Source organism: Streptomyces eurythermus, assembly GCF_014649115.1.
GTDB lineage: Bacteria > Actinomycetota > Actinomycetes > Streptomycetales > Streptomycetaceae > Streptomyces > Streptomyces eurythermus.
On sequence record NZ_BMSK01000006.1, the window covers coordinates 209,936 to 227,131 of the forward strand.

Below are 17,196 nucleotides of genomic sequence, written 5' to 3' on the forward strand. Positions count from 1 at the left end.
GTAGGAGTGCGTTGTCAGTGCCCCCTGTCATCATCCCGCCATGCTCTACGACGCCTTGATCACCGATGTCCGCAGGGACGACTCCCTGGACGGCGTGCGGTTCGCCGCGCTCGACCGGGTCCGCTGGCTCGTCGACGCGCTGGAACGTCAGCGGACCGAGTTCTGGCAGGCCACGGGACACCAGTACCGGCGGTCCAGAGCGGCGGGCGCTGCGACGCATGCCGAGTTGGACAGGCGGCTCGCGGCCTGCGCGGACGAGGAGGCCAGGGCGGCGGCCCTGTGCCTGATGCTGGCCGCCCGTCGGGATCGTACGGGCTGGTGGGAGTACGACGCCGAACTGGAGCCCCTCATGGCCCGGGCGCGTGGCTGGACGCCGGACGAGGTCGCGGTACTGCTCCTGCGGGCCACCGAGCGGGACATGGGCTTCTGGGGCGCGCGTGCGCTGGAGCTGGCGCTGGACGCCGCCGACCGGCTCGACGCCGACGGCCGCCGGGCGGTCCTGCCCTGGCTGGGCGAGGCGCACGCACGGCTCAGGGACATCACCATGGAGGCACGCAGGCGCACCTCGCTCGCCCAGCGCCTGCGCACGCTTCTCGCCCGCACGGACGAGGCCCGCCTGCCCGAGGGACTGGTCCCTGCCGACGCCCCCTGGGCGGCCCCGCTCAGCCACCGGGCGAAGACCGACCCGACTCCCGAACTCGTCCGGCTGGCCGGACACTTGGCGAGCCTTCAGGGACCGCGCCCCACCCAGCGGTGGCGGCGGACGTGTCTGGAACTCCTGGACGCGGCGCGGGCGCGCGCCCTCGTGTCCGAGGTGCTGCGGACGCTGGCCGAGGACGCCCCGATGTGCAGCAGGCGGCACGGCGCGGGCCACGGCTGGCTCTCCGCCGACGTCCACCACCACTACGTCGTCCACGACCGTGACACGGACCTCGCGCGCGGCATCGTCTGGGCCGCCGCGCTGACCGGCGGCCCGGCCGCGGTGGCGCACCTCGCGACGCTGGCGCTGCGCGGCGGCGGTGTTCAGGACGACGTGATGGAAGACCTCAAACTCGCGGGCGCGGCCATCAACGCGCTCGCCGAGACCGGCGACCCCAGCTCCCTGGAGGCGCTGTGGCGGCTGCGGACCCGTATCCGGCACCGGGCGCTGCGCAAGCAACTCGACACGGCGCTGACGACGGCGGCCGGCAAACAGGGCATCACCCCCGAGCAGCTCGTCGAGCGGAGCGTCCCGGACCACGGCCTGGCCCCGGACGGTTCGCTGGAGCGACAGGTGGGCGGACACCGGATACGGGTGGCGATCGAGGAAGCGGCGACCGTACGGCTCACCTACACCCGCCCCGACGGCACGACCTCCCGTACCGCGCCGGCGGCGCTGAAGGACGGCTTCCCCGACGCGCTCGGCGAGCTGAAAGCCCTGGCCAAGGAGGTGCGGGCGACGCTGTCGGGGGAGCGGGCCCGGGTGGAGGCGCTGATGTCGTCCGGGCGGGAATGGCCGTACGACGAGTGGTGCCGCCACTACCGGGACCACCCGGTCACCGGGGCCCTCGTCCGCGGCCTCATCTGGGAGTTCCGGGGCGCGGACGGCGAGTGGCGGGCGGTGGCACCCACGGCCGGGCCGCCCGGCCGGCCCGAGCGCGTCCGGCTGTGGCACCCGGTCCGGTCCTCGGCCGACGAGATCAGGGAATGGCGGGAACGGCTCGTCGCCGCGCGGCTGCGACAGCCCTTCAAGCAGGCCTTCCGGGAGATCTACCTGCTCACTCCGGCGGAGCGGGGGACGGGCGGCTACTCGAACCGGTTCGCCGCCCACATCGTCCACTACCGGCAGCTCTACGCCCTGTTCAAGGAGCGCGGCTGGCAGGCGAACTTCCTCGGCCCGTACGACGGCGGCCACGACGGCCGGGCGCGGGCCGAGTTCGGCGACGGCGCGTGGCGGGCCTGCTTCCACCACGAGCCCGCGCCGCACGACTACCCCGGTCACGCCCCGGAGTACGCCGCGACGGACCAGGTCCGCTTCGAGCGCCGGGACGGCCGGCGCTGGCGGGAGACACCCCTGGACGAGGTGCCCCCGCTGGTCTTCAGCGAGGCGATGCGGGACGTCGACCTGTTCGTGGGCGTGACCTCGATCGCGGCCGACCCCGACTGGGCCGACCGGGGCCAGGACCGCTATACCGCGTACTGGCGGACCGCCGGCTTCGGCGAGCTGACGGCGAGCGCCGAGGTCCGGCGGGAGGCACTGGCCCGGATCCTGCCGCGCCTGAGGATCGCCGGCCGGTGCGCGCTCGACGGCCGCTTCCTGACCGTGCGCGGGGACCTGCGCACGTACCGCATCCACCTGGGTTCGGCCAACGTCCTGATGGCACCGGACGATGCCTATCTGTGCATCGTCCCGGCGCGCGGCAAGGGCCCGGGCCGGGTCTTCCTGCCGTTCGAGGACGAACGGCTGTCCCTGATCCTGAGCAAGGCGTTCCTGCTGGCCGCCGACGCCGGGATCACCGACGAGTCCGTCCTCGCGCAGATCAAGCGGGGTGGCTGATGACCACCGTCACCTTCCGGGACGAGACCGCGACGGGCCGGCCGGTCACCGAGTGGGAGGTCGCCGGGCTGCCGGAACGGATGACCGTGCGGGAGCTGATACGGCTGCGGGTGCGCGAGGAGGTCCTCCGGTACAACGCCCGTCCCGGCGCCCGCTTCAACGGTCTGGTCCGCCCCGACGACGCCGAGACCGAGCCGAACGGCTACCGGCTGCGCGAGCCCCGTCGCATCGACTGGGAGCGCCAGGCCGACATCGCCGAGCGGGCGTTCCTGGCCAACGGGTTCTTCGTGCTGGCCGGCGACCGCCAGGTGGAGGACCTGGACGAGGCCGTGGACCTCACCGCCGACCCGGACCTGGTCTTCATCAAGCTCGTCCCCCTTGCCGGCGGCTGACGCCCGGGCCCCGGTGCCGGATGCGGGCTCGGCGACACGTCACTCCTCGTGCGTCGCGTCGGCCGGCCGGGGGTGTCCCGGGCGGACGGTCCGTGCGGTGAGCACCGGGTTGACGGGCGGCACGAGTCGCTCGACGGCGACCGCCACCAGATGGCCCGGGGCACCGCCGTCCAGCAACGCCCCCACGTACTCGAGCGACTGCGCCGGGGACAGCTCCGGCAGCCTTCGGCGCAGCGTGCGGGACGCGCGTACCCGCCCGTGGGCGGCGGCGACTTCGCGTATCTCGTCGTGGAGGTCGCCCACGGGGGTCCGTGCGGGCTCCCCCCGGACACGGGCCCGGTAGTCGGCCTCCCAGTCCCCGCCGCGCGCCGAGACGACTCCGATCTGGTGCAGTCCACCGTCGACGCGGTCGATGAGATAGGGACCGTTGCCGACCAGCATGGCACTTGGGTTGCCGGTGCGTACGAACTCCTCGGAGTTCCAGTAGACGATCCACACCAGCTCGTGTTCCTCGACACGCGTCACCGTCGCCGGGGGCCAGTCCGGGACGACAGCGGACCACCTCCGGTCCTGGCGATCCAGCTCCTCCCGGACGATGCGCACCGCGTCCTCACGATCGATCACGCGGGCAGCATGTCGCACGGCCGCGGTCGGCCACGAGTGGTTTTCCGGCTGCGGGCACTCGCGGGGGCCCGGCCCGTCCGTTCAGCGAGCGGCGGCGACCGCCGTCGGTGCGGTGTCGCGCAGGCCCAGGCGGAGGTGTTCGACGTGGTAGAGGGCCTGTTCGAGGAGCTCGGCCACATGGTTGTCGTAGAGCGCGTAGATGACCGAGCGGCCCCGGCGTTCCCCGGCGACCAGGCCGAGGTTGCGCAGCAGGCGCAGCTGGTGGGAGCAGGCGGACTGTTCCATGCCGACGGCCTCGGCCAGCTCGGTCGCCGCGCACGGGCCTTCCTGGAGCCGGGCCAGGATCCGCAGCCGGGAGGGCGTCGCCAGGGCCTGGAGGGTGGCGGCCACATCGGCGGCGCCCACGGTCTCCAGGCGCTGGCGCGCGGTGGCGGTGGTCTTGGCGTCAACTCCGTGGCCCATGCCCCCATCCTACGGAGACATCCCCGGCCCGACGCGAATACATGAATAGGTCTTCATTTGATCCTGTACGGTGGGGGAGCGGCACCGCCCCGCGCTGCCCGCTGCTCCGTCATGCCGTCGTGAAGGACTTCCCCGATGACCTCCGCACTCGCCCCGGCCCCGGCCGACCGCGCGGCACCCCCGCGCGGCGGGGACCCCACCCGCCGCCGTACCCCCTTCCTGTCCCTGCCCGAGGCCCGCTGGGCGGCCACGGCCACCGTCTGCTTCCTGCTCGCGCTGCCCCTGCACCTGACCGGCGCCCCGGCCTGGACCTGGGGCCCGCTGTACGCGCTCACCTACGCGGCCGGCGGCTGGGAGCCCGGCTGGGCGGGCCTGTGCGCCCTGCGGGAGAAGAGCCTCGACGTCGACCTGCTGATGGTCGTGGCCGCGCTCGGGGCGGCGGCGATCGGGCAGGTCATGGACGGCGCGCTGCTGATCGTCATCTTCACCACCTCCGGAGCGCTGGAGGCCCTGGCCACCGCCCGCACCGCCGACTCCGTACGCGGACTGCTCGACCTCGCGCCCGCCACGGCCACCCGCCTGGGCGCCGGCGAGACCGAGGAGACGGTCGCCGTCACGGACCTGGCCGTCGGCGACATCGTCCTCGTACGGCCCGGGGAACGCGTGGGCGCCGACGGCCGGGTGCTCCACGGGCGCAGCGACGTCGACCAGGCCACCATCACCGGCGAGCCGCTCCCGGTGACCAAGGAGCAGGGCGACGAGGTCTTCGCCGGAACCCTCAACGGCACCGGCGCCCTGCGCGTCCGGGTCGAGCGGGACGCGTCCGACACGGTCATCGCCCGCATCGTGCGCATGGTCGAGGAGGCGTCCGAGACCAAGGCGCCGACACAGCTGTTCATCGAGAAGGTCGAACAGCGCTACTCGCTGGGCATGGTGGCGGCGACCCTCGCGGTCTTCCTCGTCCCCCTCGCCCTCGGCGACGACCTCGCCGGCGCACTGCTGCGGGCCATGACCTTCATGATCGTCGCCTCGCCGTGCGCGGTGGTGCTGGCCACCATGCCGCCGCTGCTGTCGGCCATCGCCAACGCCGGACGGCACGGGGTCCTCGTCAAGTCGGCCGTGGTGATGGAGCGGCTGGGGCAGGTGGACGCGGTGGCGTTCGACAAGACCGGCACCCTCACCGAGGGAACCCCGCGCGTCACCGACGTACGGCCGCTGACCGGCTCCGGCGTCGACGCGGACGGACTGCTGCGCCTCGCGGCGGCCGCCGAGCGCCCGAGCGAGCATCCGCTGGCGCGGGCCGTCGTGGACGCGGCACGGGAGCGGGGGACGGCCCTGCCGGCGGCGGACGGCTTCGCCGCCACCCCCGGGGTCGGCGTGACCGCCACCGTGGACGGGCGGACGGTCGCGGTCGGCGCACCGGCGCGGCTGCCGAGCGCGGCCACCGGAGCGCGGGCCGCCCAGGCGGCGGTCATCGCCGCCGAACTGGAGGAGAGCGGCCGGACGGCCGTACTGGTCACCGTGGACGGCGGCCCGGCGGGCCTGCTCGGCATCACCGACCGGCTCCGCCCGGACGCGGCCCGCACCGTCGGCGCCCTGGCCTCCCTCACCGGCACCGCGCCCGCGCTGCTGACCGGCGACAACCCGCGCGCCGCCGCCCGCCTCGCCGCCGAGGCCGGCATCGACGAGGTCCGGGCCGGACTGCTGCCCGAGGACAAGGTGCGCGCGGTCAGGGAACTGGAGGCCGCCGGCCGCAAGGTGATGGTGGTCGGCGACGGCGTCAACGACGCACCCGCGCTGGCCGCCGCGCACACCGGCGTCGCCATGGGCCGGGCGGGCTCGGACCTGGCCCTGGAGACCGCGGACGCGATCGTGGTCCGTGACGAGCTCGCGACCGTGCCCGCCGTGATCTCACTGTCCCGCCGGGCCCGCTCCCTGGTCGTCCAGAACCTCGTCGTCGCCGGTGTCTTCATCACCGGACTGGTGGTCTGGGACCTGGCCGGCGACCTGCCGTTGCCGCTCGGCGTCGCCGGTCACGAGGGATCCACCGTCCTCGTCGGCCTCAACGGACTGCGGCTGCTGCGCGAGGCCGCCTGGCGGCGGGCCCGTACGGACGCGCCGCGCTGACCCTCACCGGTCGCCGGAGTCCGCCGCGTCCGGGAACGTCACATGGGTGCAGCCCCGGCGCCCGGCGACGTCGTCGACGTACGCCCGGAACAAGGCCGCCACCGCCCGGGAACCGAGCACGTTGTCATAGGAGTAGCTGCTGCTGAGCGTGTGCAGCGCGGGCTTGCCCCCGCACACGGAGGAGGCCCACCAGACGTTGTTCGTCTGCCCCGCCGTCCCCGGCTTGATGACGATGTCCTCCCCGTCGAGGGACTCGTACCCCGTCGCGCGGGCCTCGGCGCCGGTGTAGGTGACGGTGCGCAGCCACCAGGGCGAGTGGGTGACCGCGCTGTCGGCGTAGTCGCGCTTGTCCTCGGGCAGGCCGCCGGCGGTGTGGCGCACCTGGCCGGGGCTGACCGCCAGCAGGCAGCTCTCCAGCGGATACGTGTCCCGGACCGGCACCGACAGGGCCCGGTCGGGCAGCGGACCGTGGTCCGAGCGCCGGAGGTACCCGGCGAACCAGGCGCAGGAACCGCCGGCCGACCGGGCGGGACGCAGGACGGTCGGCACGGGCGCGGGCTCCCCGCCGGGCAGGGCGGGCAGCCGGGTGCGGCAGCCGATCCGGTGGGTGAGGGTCTCGGTGGCCGAGCGGGCGATGCGGGCCAGCCGTGCCCGGTCCGCCCCGGAAACGTCGTCGTCGTAGTCGGCGCTGGCCGTGATGTGCAGCAGCGGGGGAGCGGTCGGACTGCTGCCGGGCCCGCACTCGGCCCGGACGGTGGTGTACCAGTTGCCGTACCAGCCCAGGGTGCCGTCGCCCAGCGGCCGGGGCTCGGGGCGCCGGTCGGCGACGGCGGTGAGGTCCGTCTTGTCAGTGCGGTCGGGGGTGCGGAGGGCGAAGGGCTCCAAGCCGGCGCCGATCCGGTTCAACGGCTCCCTCTTGCCACCGGTCCGCACCGCCAGCGAGAACAGACCCCTGGTCCGGCCCGACCCGGACGCCTGGTAGACGGTGCAGGAACCCCGCAACCCGTGGGTGTCGATCCGGTCGGCGCTGGTCTTCGCCCGGACGGTGCCGCCGTGCAGGTCCATCACCGCGGCCCCGGACACCAGCCGGTCGCACGCCTCGGCGATGGCGCGTTCGCTCGCGGAACGGTCCCGTGCGTCGTCGACCGTCAGCCAGCCCGCGTACAGGCTCAGCCCGATCCCGCCCCATGCCACGCCCCGCCACAGCCTGATCCACCCCGTGCGCACCGCACACCTTCCGCTCGGACCCCGTCCGGCGCGATCGCCGGCCCCTCGGGCACCGAGCGTAGATGTCCGGCCACGGTCAACTCGACGCGGGGTCCGGCCCGGCACCGGTCGCCGGGGCCGGTGTTCAGCCGGCGCAGCAGTCCTGCCGGGGTGCGCGGAGCGCGGTGGTCTCGAGCCGGCAGTAGCAGGACGCCTCGACCGGTACGTCCGCCAGCGCGGTGGCGAGCTTCAGCTGCCGGGTCACGATCCGGGCCTCCCCCTCCTTGCCGAGCCGTACGAGGCACTCGTGCAGGCCGTGCAGCGCCCAGACGTTGTTCGGGTGCTGGAGCGGGCGCGGCAGTGTGTCGTCCAGCCCGAGGTCGGCGCGGTAGACGGCCTCGGCCTGCGCGATCCGGCCCTGTTCGAGGAGCAGCGCGCCGTACGCGTGCCGGGCCGGCTGCATCCACCCCCACGGCTCGTCGTACGCCAGGCCGTCGCTCAGCTCGATGGACCGGCGCAGCGCCTCGAACGCCGTGTCGTACCGGCCCTCGCGGTACTCCAGTTCCCCGTCGAGCATGTGCGCGGCGATCGCCAGGATGTCCGTGCAGGTGTTGTTGAACAGCGTCCGCGTTTCGGGGACCCGGGCGGCGGCCTCGCGGAACAGCTCGCGTTCCGCCGCGGCCTCGCCGGTGCGGCCCAGGGCGGAGAGCGCGACCCCGCGCGCGTACCGAAGCATGGCCGTGGTCACGCAGTACAGGCGCGCGTCGGCGGGCATCGGCAGGCGCAGGATGTCGTGCCAGCGGCCGAAGCGGACGAGCACGTGCACCCGCATCGCGAGGAAGCCCTCCAGCCAGTCCGCCATCGGCGGGCTGTCCACCCGCAACAGTTCCTCGGGCACCGCCGCTTCGAGCCGCTCCGCCGTCTCGATCGCGTCCTGGAATCGGCCGAGGAGCATCGCGCCGTAGATCTTGAAGTGCAGGTTGTGGCAGCGGTACAGGGTGTAGAAGTTCAGTGCCCCGGAGCGGGCGAGGAACTTCTCGTCGGCCGCGATCGCCGCGGTGTTGTCGGAGACGACCCGGCGGTAGTCGCCGCAGAGCACCTCGATGTGGGACGGCATGTGCCGGAGATGGCCCGCGTCCGGCATCAGGTCCCGCAGCCGGTCGCCCGCGGGCAGCGCGGCCTCGGGGGTGGGGGACATCTCCATCAGGTGGATGTACAGGTGCAGCAGACCCGGGTGCCGCGACCCCGCCTCGGTGGCCAGCGCCCGCTCCAGCACCTCCCCGGCCTCGGTGGTGCGCGAGCCCGGCGCCGGCTTGCCCGCGCGGATGTCCCACAGCTGCCAGGGCGTCAGGCTCATCAGGGCGTCGGCGTACAGGGCGGCCACGTCGGCATCGTCGGGCGCCAGCCGGTGCACGGCCCGCATGCTGTCGGCGTAGGCGGCGTTCCACACCGGGCCCTCCTCGGCGTCCGGGATCCGGGCGCGCGGGTAACGGGCCCCCAACGCCTCGATGAGGGCCTGCTCGACCGGTGTGGCGCCGGCCGCCTTCTGGTGCGCGCGCCGTACGGCGGCGTGCGCGCGTTCCACCGTCCGGCCCAGATCCCGTTCGTCGAAGGCGTCCCAGGGCTTGTTGTAGTTGGGGCCGAGCGCGTAGGCCAGGCCCCAGTCGGCCATGGCGCAGCCGGGGTCCGCCGCGCCGGCGGCCTCGAAACAGCGCACGGCCTCCTCGTGGTTGAAGGCGTACGTCCAGTTCAGCCCGCGATCGAACCAGGTCTGCGCCTCGGCGGACGAGGTCGTCACGGGCCGGCCGTGACTGCCGAGGTCGTAGTACGGCATACGGGCTCCCTCAGGGCTGACGGTCGGCTGCTCCGGACACTGCCCCGTCCGCCCGCGGGGAAACGGGTGACCTCCGGTCGGCGGGCGCCTGGTTGACGACACGTCAACACGACCGGGCAGTCGTCACCTGGTCGGTCGCCGTCGTCTGTCCGACTGTCAGCCTCATCCGGTCGGCCGCAGTCGTCTGCTCGACCGCTCAGCACTCATCCGGCCGGCGCCGCACGTCGGCACGATCGCTCAGCCGCCGTCGGGCCGGCCGCACGTCAGCACGGCCTCGCGCAGCCAACGGTGTGCCGGGTCGTCCGCCCGCCGGGCGTGCCACGCCTGCTGGTAGGCGAAGCGGGGGAGCTCCAGCGGCGGGGTGAACCTCCGCAGCGTCCGGTGCCGGCGCAGCGGGCCGACGGCCCGGCCGGCCACGGTCAGCACCAGATCGGTGCCCGCGAGCAGGTCCACGGCCGCGCTCCAGTGGGGCAGGGTCACGGCGAGGCGCCGGCGCAGCCCGCGCGCCGCGAGTGCCGTCTCGATCTCGTCGTGCGCGTCGGGCCGCATGGCCAGCATGATGTGCGGCCGCTCCAGCCACTCCGCCAGCGACAGGCCCCCCTTCTCCGGCAGTACGGCCTTGTCCGCCAGGCTGACGAACTCCTCCTCGAACAGATCCTGGACCTGGATGTCCTCGGGCGGATGCGGGAACACCCCCAGCGCCAGATCCAGTTCGCCGTCCGTGAGCCGGGCCGCCATCGCCTCCCGGCTCGCCTGGCTGATCGCCAGGTCCAGGCCCGGCGCCCGCTCGCGGATGTGCCGCACCAACGGCGGCAGCACGATCCGTGAGGCGTAGTCCGACAGGCAGAGCCGGAAGCGGCCGCGGGCGCGCGAGGGATCGAAGTCCGGTGCGCTCAGCAGCCCGTTCAGGCGGGTCAGCGCCTCCTCCAGAGGCCGCGCCAGCGCCTGCGCACGGGCCGTCAGGACCATACGGCCGCCGTGCCGCACCAGCAGGGGATCACCGAACCGCGTGCGCAGCTGGGCCAGGGCGTGGCTGACGGCCGGCTGGCTCTTGTTCAGCCGCAGGGCGGCCCGCGTGACGTGCTTCTCCACCAGCAGGGCGTGCAGCGTCAGGAGCTGGTTGAGGTCGATACGGCGCAGCTCATCCATGCGGCGCATACTACGAATGCACACAAAGCATTTCCATCGACGAGCGTGATGGCGCAGGGTCGAAGCGTCGCCCCGCGAGCCCTTTCGGGGCGGCGGCCAACCGCACCCTCACCCTCCGGAAGAGCCATGTCCGACCCGTCCGGGGCGGCCGCCACGCGCGCCCCCTCCGCCGTGCCTCCGTCCGCCCGTCAAGTCCCCGTCCTCTGGCTGGCGTTGCTCGCCGCCCCGGTGGCCGCCGCCGGCAACGCGGCCGTTCTGATCCTCGGCGATCTCGGCCGCTCCCTCGGGATTCCGGCGGCCACCGCCTCCTGGCTGGTCACCGTGTACGCGCTGGCCCTGGCGGTCGCGACACCGCTGTTCGCGACGCTGCTGCGGCGGCGCGGCACCCGGCCCGCGCTGTGGCTCGCAGCCGCCTGCGTCACCGCCGGCACCGTGCTGATGGCCGTATCCCCGTGGCTCCCGCTCCTCCTGGCCGGACGCGCCGTGCAGGCGGCGGGCGGGGCGGGCATGACGGCCATCGCCATGAACCTGGCCGGCACCGCCCGCCGCATGGGCGCGATCAGCGCCGGTACCGGAATCCTCGGCGCCGTGGGACCGCTGCTCGGCGAGCGTCTCACCGAGACGGTCTCCTGGCGCGCGGCGCTGTCCCTCCTGGCGGTCACCCTCCTGGCCGTCCCCGCGGTCGGCCGCCGCACCACACCGGCACCGCCACCCGCCGGGGACCGCTTCGACGCCCGGGGCGCGCTGCTGCTGGCCGTGCTGTCCGGCGGACTGGTGCTGCTGCCGTACCACCCGCTGCCCGCCCTGGCCGTGGCGGCCGTCGCCGCCGCGCTGCTGGTCCCGCACATCCGGCGCCGCCCGGACGGCTACGTCCCCGCCGCCGCGCTGCGCTCCGGACACTTCCGCGGCTCGGTCCTGATCGCCCTGACCCTGTCCGGGTCCTACTTCACGCTGCTGTTCGCGGTGCCCCAGACGCTCGCCGACCGGGCGGGCCGCCCGGCGACCTCGGTGGCCGTGGGCCAGATGGCCGCCATGATCACCGGATCCTTGCTCACCCTCGGCTTCGCGGCCGTCTCCGCGAGGCTGCGCCGCCGCACGGTACGGGTGATCCTGCTCGCGGCCGGGACGCTCGCCGCCGCCGCGGCCGCCCTCGCCCCCGGCGCGGTCGTGCTGCTCGCGGCGATCGGCCTGGCCGTCTTCGCGGCCACCGCCGCCAACGCCACCCAGTCCGTGATCGCCGCCACCGCCGTCCCCGACCGCCAACGCCCCGCCGCCATCGGCCTGTTCCAGCTCGCCTATCTCCTGGGCGGCGCCCTCGGCCCGGCCCTCGCCACCACGCTCGTGCTCCGCTGAATCGCGGACCGGGCGGGTTGTTGACGAGGGGGACCGCTGAAACTACTTTTCATCGCATGAATGCGTTTGCGAAGGAAACTTTCCTTCCGTGAGTGTGCGTCAGCTCGACCTGTTGGTGGTCGTCGTCTACCTCGTGGCGATCGCCGTGATCGGACTGCGCCTGGCCGGACGGCAGAAGACGGCGAAGGACTACTTCGTCGGTGAAGGACACATGCCCTGGTGGACCGTCTCCTTCTCCGTGGTGGCCACCGAGACCAGCGTGCTCACCGTCATCAGCCTGCCGGGCGGCGCCTACACCGGCCAGGGCTTCGGCAACGTCGAACTGGCCCTCGGCTACGTCATCGGACGCGTCGTCGTGGCGACCGTACTCATCCCCCTGTACAAACGGGGCGGCTTCGTCAGCGCCTACCAGTACCTGGGCAACCGGTTCGGACTCAAGGTGCAGGGGCTCGCCTCGGTGACGTTCGTCTTCACCCGGCTGCTCGCCGAGGGCGTCCGGCTGTTCGCCTCCGCCATCCCGATCAAGCTGCTGCTCGACGAGTTCGGCGTGCACGCCGGCTACCGCGTCATCATCCTCGTGCTCACGGCGATCACCGTCGTCTACACCTACCTCGGCGGCATCCGGGCGGTCATCTGGACGGACGCCATCCAGATGGGCCTGTACCTGGGCGGTGCCCTGTTCGCCATCGGCGTGCTCGCCGCCCATGTCGGCGGTGACGGCGTCCAGCGCGCCCTGCACGCGGGCCGGTTCCGGCTCTTCGACACCGACTTCGCCCTGGCGCACATCCTCACCAGCCCGTTCGCCCTGCCCACCGCGATCGTCGGCGGCGCCATCTTCGCGATGGCCAGCCACGGCTCGGACCAGCTGATCGTCCAGCGCGTCCTGGCCACCCGCTCACTGCGCGACGGCCAGAAGGCCATGATCGCCTCCGGTGTCTTCGTCACCCTCCAGTTCGCCGCGTTCTCCCTCGTCGGCGCGCTGCTGTGGTCCTACAACCAGGGCAAGTCCTTCCAGGAGCTGGGACTGACCAGCTCCGACAACCTCTACCCGGACTTCATCCTGCACGGACTGCCCGTGGTGGTCTCCGGCCTGCTCGTGGCCGGCATCCTCGGCGCGGCCATGGGCTCGCTGTCCTCCGCGCTGAACTCCATGTCGAACTCGACCGTCGCCGACATCATCCACAGCTTCTTCCGGAGCGCGCCCACCGAGGAGTTCCTGCTCCGGCTCGCCCGGCTGATGACCCTGGTGTGGGCGGTGCTGATGGCCGTGTTCGCCTGCGCCTTCAGCGCCAGTACCGGCAACGTCTACCTCACCGGGCTGACCATCGCCGGATACACCTACGGCGCGCTCCTCGGCGCGTTCCTCCTCGGCCGGCTGGTCCGGCGGGCGAACGAGACCGACGCCGTGATCGCGTTCCTGGTGACGGTCGGCGTCATGACGTACATCGTGCGCGGCGTCAAGATCGACGTCAGCGCGGGCGGCGGCACCGTACCCACCGCCATCGCCGCACAGTGGCTCGTCCCCCTCGGCGTGGCCGTCACGCTGGCCGTGGGCGGGCTGAGCAGCCTGCTGCACCGGGCACCGACGAGCGCCCAGGCCCCGCTGGACGAGGGCGGCACCGAGCGTACGGCGGCCACCGTCGCCCCCGAGTGACCGGACGGGCGGTCGGCCCGGCGACCGGTAACCGCGACAACCCCGGAGGGGCCGTGCACCAGCCGCAATCGCAGCCGTCCCCGCCCGCCCGGCGTGACCCCGGCCGGAAGGAGGCGCCGTGCGCGTGATCGGCCTGATGTCGGGCACCTCGCACGACGCCATCGAGGCCGCCGCGGCGGACCTCGCGCTGGACGGTGACGCCCTGCTCCTACGGCCCCTCGGACACCTCTCCGTCCCCTACCCGGACGCGCTGCGGGACCGCATCGCCGCCGCCCTGCCCCCCGCCCCCACCACCACCCGGGCCGTCTGCGCCCTGGACACCGGCATCGGCCAGGCCTTCGCCGGCGCCGCCGGCCGGGCCCTGCGCGACCTGTGCGCCGGCACCGCCGACCTCGTGGTCTCGCACGGCCAGACCATGCACCACTGGGTCGAGGACGGCACGGTCCGCGGCACCCTCCAGCTCGGCCAGCCCGCCTGGATCGCCGAGGCGACCGGCCTTCCCGTCGTGTCCGACCTGCGCAGCAGGGACGTCGCCGCCGGCGGTCAGGGCGCCCCCCTGGTCGCCCTGACCGACACCCTGCTGCTGTCCGGACTGCCCGGCACCCCCGCCGCGCTCAACCTCGGCGGCATCGCCAACATCACCGTCCTCGCACCCGGCGCCGAGCCGCTCGCCTTCGACACCGGCCCCGCCAACGCCCTGCTGGACGCGGCCGTGCACCATTTCACCGACGGCGCCGCCGCCTACGACGAGGACGGCCGCCGGGCCGGTGCCGGACAGGTCAGCCCAAAACTGCTGCGCGTCCTGCTGGCCGACCCCTACTACCGCAGACCCGCCCCGAAGACCACCGGCAAGGAACACTTCCACCTGCCCTATCTGCGGCGCGCCCTCGACACCGTGCCCGTGCCGACCGCCGCCGACGTCCTGGCCACCCTGACCCGGCTGACCGCCGTCACCGTGGCGGACGCCTGCCGCGCCCACGGCGTCACCCGGCTCGTCGTCTCCGGCGGCGGCACCCGCAACCCGGTGCTGATGCGCATGCTCGCCGAGGAACTCCCGGGCGTGCCGCTCGGCCCCAGCGACGACCTCGGCCTGCCGTCGGCCGCCAAAGAGGCCCTGGCCTTCGCCGTCCTGGGGTTCCTCACCGCCCACGGCCTGCCAGGAGCCCTGCCCTCGGGCACCGGAGCCCGCCGTGCCACCGTGCTCGGCAGCATCACCCCCGGCCGGATGCCGCTGCGCCTGCCCGAACCCGCGGCACACCCACCGCGCCTGCTGCGGATCCTGCGCTGACCCGGCCGGCCGCGGCGGGCTGGGAGCCCCGCCCGCCCGGGGTCGGTGCCACCCGGGCGGGCGAGGACGAGGGGAGCCGGCCGGTGCCGCGCCGGACGGGGCTGCCGTACCGGCGTCAGGCGCCAGGTGGCCGGTGGTCAGGTGCCGGCGCAGTGCGGGGACGGCGTGCCCGCGGTGCCGGTCGCGGTGAAACCGAACGTGGCCCTGGCGCCGGGGGAGAGGGCGCCGTTGAAGGCGGCGTTGCGGACGGTCGCCCGGCCCTGGGCCGTGGTCAGGGTGCCGTTCCACAGGCTGGTCACGGTGGCCCCGGCCAGATCCCAGTCGACCGACCAGCCCGTCAGCGCCCCGGAGCCGGTGTTCTCCACGGTGACCTCGGCCTGGTGACCGCCCTGCCAGGAGGAGGTGGTGCGGAAGGTTGCCGTGCACGCTCCCGGGGACGGAGTCGGGGTCGGCGTGGGAGCCGGAGTCGGGGTCGGTTCGGGGGCGTCGTCGTAGGTCAGCCCGTACCCGTACGGGAACAGCGGGGTCTTGCCGTCGCCGTCGTTCACGGGCTCCTGCGAGGCGCCGCGCATCCAGCTCATCGGCAGCTTGCCGGTGGGGGCGTGGTCGCCGAACAGGACGTCGGCGACGCCCGCGCCCTCGGTGCCGGGCAGCCAGGCAGCCAACAGCGCCTTCCAATCGGGCAGTTGAGCGGTGACGTCGAGCGGCCGGCCGGAGACCAGCACCACGACGACCGGCACCCCGCTCGCCTTCAGCCGGGCGAGGGTCCCCAGGTCCTCCTGATCCAGTCCCAAGCCGTCCGGCCGGTCGCCCCGGCCCTCGGCGTACGGGGTCTCTCCGACGACGGCGACGGCGGCGGTGTAACGGGAGTCGATGCCGTTGCCGTACCGGTCGTAGGTGACGCGCGAGGGGTCGGTGACGGCGGCGCGGATGCCCTGGAGCACGGTGGTGCCGTCGGTGACGGGACCACCGCGCCCCTGCCAGCCCACGGTCCAGCCGCCGCTCTGGTTGCCGATGTCGTCGGCGGACTTGCCGGCGACGAACAGCCTGGCCGACTTCGCCAGCGGCAGCACCCCGCCGTCGTTCTTCAGCAGCACCTGGGACTCCCGCACCGCCTGCCGGGCCAGCGACCGGTGCGCCGCCGAGCCGACCGTGCCGGTGAACGACCGGTCGGTCAGCGGGTGATCGAACAGGCCCAGCTGGAACTTCTTGGTCAGGACGCGGCGGTTGGCGTCGTCGATCCGGGCCTGCGGGATCCGGCCCGCGGTCACCTCGCCGCGCAGCAGACCGAGGAACTTCTTGTAGTCGTGCGGGACCATCACCATGTCGACGCCCGCGTTGACGGCCGTGGAGATCTCGGCGCCGGTGAAACCGCTCTGCCCGTCGAGCTGGTCGACCGCGGCCCAGTCGGACACGACGAACCCGGTGAACCCCAGCTCGCCCTTGAGCACATCGGTGACCAGGTACTTGTTGGCGTGCGAGCGGACGCCGTTCCACCTGCTGTACGACAGCATCACGGAGCCGGCCCCGCGGCGCACCGCCTCCTTGAACGGCGGCAGATGGATCGCCCGCAACTCGGCCTCGGACAGCTCGGTGTCGCCCTGGTCCACGCCCGCGGTGGTGCCGCCGTCACCGAGGTAGTGCTTGGCGGTGGCCAGCACCGATGCCGGGGCCGCGCCCAGGGTGTCGCCTTGGAGGCCGGTGACGAACGTCGTCATGGCGGACGGCAGTTCGGGACTCTCGCCGTACGACTCGTAGGTGCGGCCCCACCGGTCGTCGCGGGCGACGCACAGGCACGGGGCGAAGTCCCAGTCGATGCCGGTGCCCGAGATCTCCTCGGCGACCGCGCGGCCGATCCGCTGGACGAGGGCGGGGTCGCGCGTGGCGCCGAGCCCGATGTTGTGCGGGTAGAGCGTGGCCCCGCGCACCGCGTTGTGCCCGTGCACGGCGTCGATCCCGTAGATCATGGGGATGCCGAGCGGTGTGGTCAGCGCGGTGCGCTGGAGCGAGTCGTAGGTGTCCGCCCAGGTCTGGGCGTTGTTGGGGCTGACCGTGGAGTCGCCCCCGGACAGCACGGACCCGATCCGGTACGCGGCGAGGTCGGACTGCGGGAGGAGGGAGTCCTTCTCGATCTGCGTCATCTGGCCGAGCTTGTCGTCCAGCGTCATCCGGGACAGCAGGTCGTTCACCCGGTCCGGAACGGGCAGCGAGGCGTCCTGATAGGGGAGCCCGGCGGCCGGCGCGGCGGCGGCCCGCTCCGGGACGGCCGTGGCGGGCCCGGAGAGGACCAGGCCCGCCACGCACAGGGCCACGGCCGCCGTCACCCGGCGGCGGGCGGACGGAAGGCGCCTGGCGGCACCGTCGTGGTGCGGTGACAGTCGCATGCGGGTCCTCTCCGGGGAGGAGGGAGGGGCGGCGAGCACAGGGAGTGGGAGCGCTCCCATCGTCGGTCTGGTGGGACTGTAGAGACAGGCGCACGCCCCTGACAAGACGATCTGCCGAAGAACTTGCGAAGGGGGCGCCGGATCCGCACCCGTCGTCGCGCACGGCGGACCGTGCCGGACCGGCGCC

At 73.9% G+C, this 17,196-nt stretch carries 12 protein-coding genes; 6 read left to right on the forward strand and 6 right to left on the reverse strand.

All coding sequences use genetic code 11. The annotated features are described in order from the left end of the window. Positions 1–40 precede the first annotated feature (40 nt). Positions 41–2,536 carry a DUF4132 domain-containing protein gene (locus tag IE251_RS13625; protein ID WP_189753166.1) on the forward strand — a complete coding sequence of 832 codons (2,496 nt, stop codon included), beginning with the start codon at positions 41–43 and terminating at the stop codon, positions 2,534–2,536. Then, a complete protein-coding gene (locus IE251_RS13630) occupies positions 2,536–2,928 on the forward strand; it encodes a hypothetical protein (RefSeq protein ID WP_189753167.1) in 393 nt (130 codons plus the stop codon). Before IE251_RS13625 ends, IE251_RS13630 begins: the two co-directional genes overlap by 1 nt. Before the next feature lie 39 nt (positions 2,929–2,967). Here IE251_RS13630 and IE251_RS13635 read toward each other — a convergent pair whose 3' ends face one another. Together IE251_RS13635 and IE251_RS13640 are read right to left on the reverse strand one after the other, a co-directional pair. After that, positions 2,968–3,552, reverse strand: a complete 585-nt coding sequence (locus tag IE251_RS13635; protein ID WP_189753168.1) for a YrhB domain-containing protein — start codon at positions 3,550–3,552, stop codon at positions 2,968–2,970. An 81-nt stretch (positions 3,553–3,633) separates the two neighbouring features. Continuing rightward, the gene (locus tag IE251_RS13640; RefSeq protein WP_189753169.1) at positions 3,634–4,014 is read right to left on the reverse strand and encodes an ArsR/SmtB family transcription factor; all 381 of its coding nucleotides are present in this window, start codon (positions 4,012–4,014) and stop codon (positions 3,634–3,636) included. A 135-nt stretch (positions 4,015–4,149) separates the two neighbouring features. Here IE251_RS13640 and IE251_RS13645 point away from each other — a divergent pair, with 135 nt between their 5' ends. Beyond that, entirely contained in the window at positions 4,150–6,141 is a 1,992-nt protein-coding gene (locus IE251_RS13645) for a heavy metal translocating P-type ATPase (RefSeq protein WP_189753170.1), read from the forward strand. A 3-nt stretch (positions 6,142–6,144) separates the two neighbouring features. Here IE251_RS13645 and IE251_RS13650 read toward each other — a convergent pair whose 3' ends face one another. From IE251_RS13650 to IE251_RS13660, 3 genes are all read right to left on the reverse strand, one after another. Continuing rightward, on the reverse strand, positions 6,145–7,368 hold the full coding sequence (locus tag IE251_RS13650; protein ID WP_189753171.1) for a hypothetical protein: 1,224 nt from the start codon (positions 7,366–7,368) through the stop codon (positions 6,145–6,147). 124 nt (positions 7,369–7,492) lie between these two features. Further along, complete coding sequence (locus tag IE251_RS13655) at positions 7,493–9,181, reverse strand: tetratricopeptide repeat protein (RefSeq protein WP_189753172.1); 1,689 nt, start codon at positions 9,179–9,181, stop codon at positions 7,493–7,495. Positions 9,182–9,418: 237 nt separating this feature from the next. Further along, a complete protein-coding gene (locus tag IE251_RS13660) occupies positions 9,419–10,330 on the reverse strand; it encodes a LysR family transcriptional regulator (RefSeq protein ID WP_189753173.1) in 912 nt (303 codons plus the stop codon). 126 nt (positions 10,331–10,456) lie between these two features. On the opposite strand from IE251_RS13660, the gene IE251_RS13665 reads away from it, so the two are divergent. The 3 genes from IE251_RS13665 to IE251_RS13675 all read left to right on the forward strand — a co-directional run bounded on the left by IE251_RS13665 (position 10,457) and on the right by IE251_RS13675 (position 14,625). After that, positions 10,457–11,683 carry an MFS transporter gene (locus tag IE251_RS13665; protein WP_229896739.1) on the forward strand — a complete coding sequence of 409 codons (1,227 nt, stop codon included), beginning with the start codon at positions 10,457–10,459 and terminating at the stop codon, positions 11,681–11,683. A 94-nt stretch (positions 11,684–11,777) separates the two neighbouring features. Next, complete coding sequence (locus IE251_RS13670) at positions 11,778–13,337, forward strand: sodium:solute symporter (RefSeq protein WP_189753357.1); 1,560 nt, start codon at positions 11,778–11,780, stop codon at positions 13,335–13,337. Between the two features lie 118 nt (positions 13,338–13,455). Continuing rightward, positions 13,456–14,625 (forward strand): anhydro-N-acetylmuramic acid kinase, encoded by a 1,170-nt coding sequence (locus IE251_RS13675; protein WP_189753175.1) that lies wholly within the window; start codon positions 13,456–13,458, stop codon positions 14,623–14,625. A gap of 137 nt (positions 14,626–14,762) precedes the next feature. Here IE251_RS13675 and IE251_RS13680 read toward each other — a convergent pair whose 3' ends face one another. Then, positions 14,763–17,009, reverse strand: coding sequence for a glycoside hydrolase family 3 N-terminal domain-containing protein (locus tag IE251_RS13680; protein ID WP_189753176.1), 2,247 nt, complete (start codon positions 17,007–17,009; stop codon positions 14,763–14,765). Between the last annotated feature and the right edge of the window lie 187 nt (positions 17,010–17,196).

Bases quoted from the DNA above. Each gene is read 5' to 3' on its own strand.
- IE251_RS13625 (WP_189753166.1), top strand. From the start codon at position 41: ATGCTCTACGACGCCTTGATCACCGATGTCCGCAGGGACGACTCCCTG.
- IE251_RS13630 (WP_189753167.1), top strand. From the start codon at position 2,536: ATGACCACCGTCACCTTCCGGGACGAGACCGCGACGGGCCGGCCGGTC.
- IE251_RS13640 (WP_189753169.1), bottom strand. From the start codon at position 4,014: ATGGGCCACGGAGTTGACGCCAAGACCACCGCCACCGCGCGCCAGCGC.
- IE251_RS13645 (WP_189753170.1), top strand. From the start codon at position 4,150: ATGACCTCCGCACTCGCCCCGGCCCCGGCCGACCGCGCGGCACCCCCG.
- IE251_RS13655 (WP_189753172.1), bottom strand. From the start codon at position 9,181: ATGCCGTACTACGACCTCGGCAGTCACGGCCGGCCCGTGACGACCTCG.
- IE251_RS13660 (WP_189753173.1), bottom strand. From the start codon at position 10,330: ATGGATGAGCTGCGCCGTATCGACCTCAACCAGCTCCTGACGCTGCAC.
- IE251_RS13665 (WP_229896739.1), top strand. From the start codon at position 10,457: ATGTCCGACCCGTCCGGGGCGGCCGCCACGCGCGCCCCCTCCGCCGTG.
- IE251_RS13680 (WP_189753176.1), bottom strand. From the start codon at position 17,009: ATGCGACTGTCACCGCACCACGACGGTGCCGCCAGGCGCCTTCCGTCC.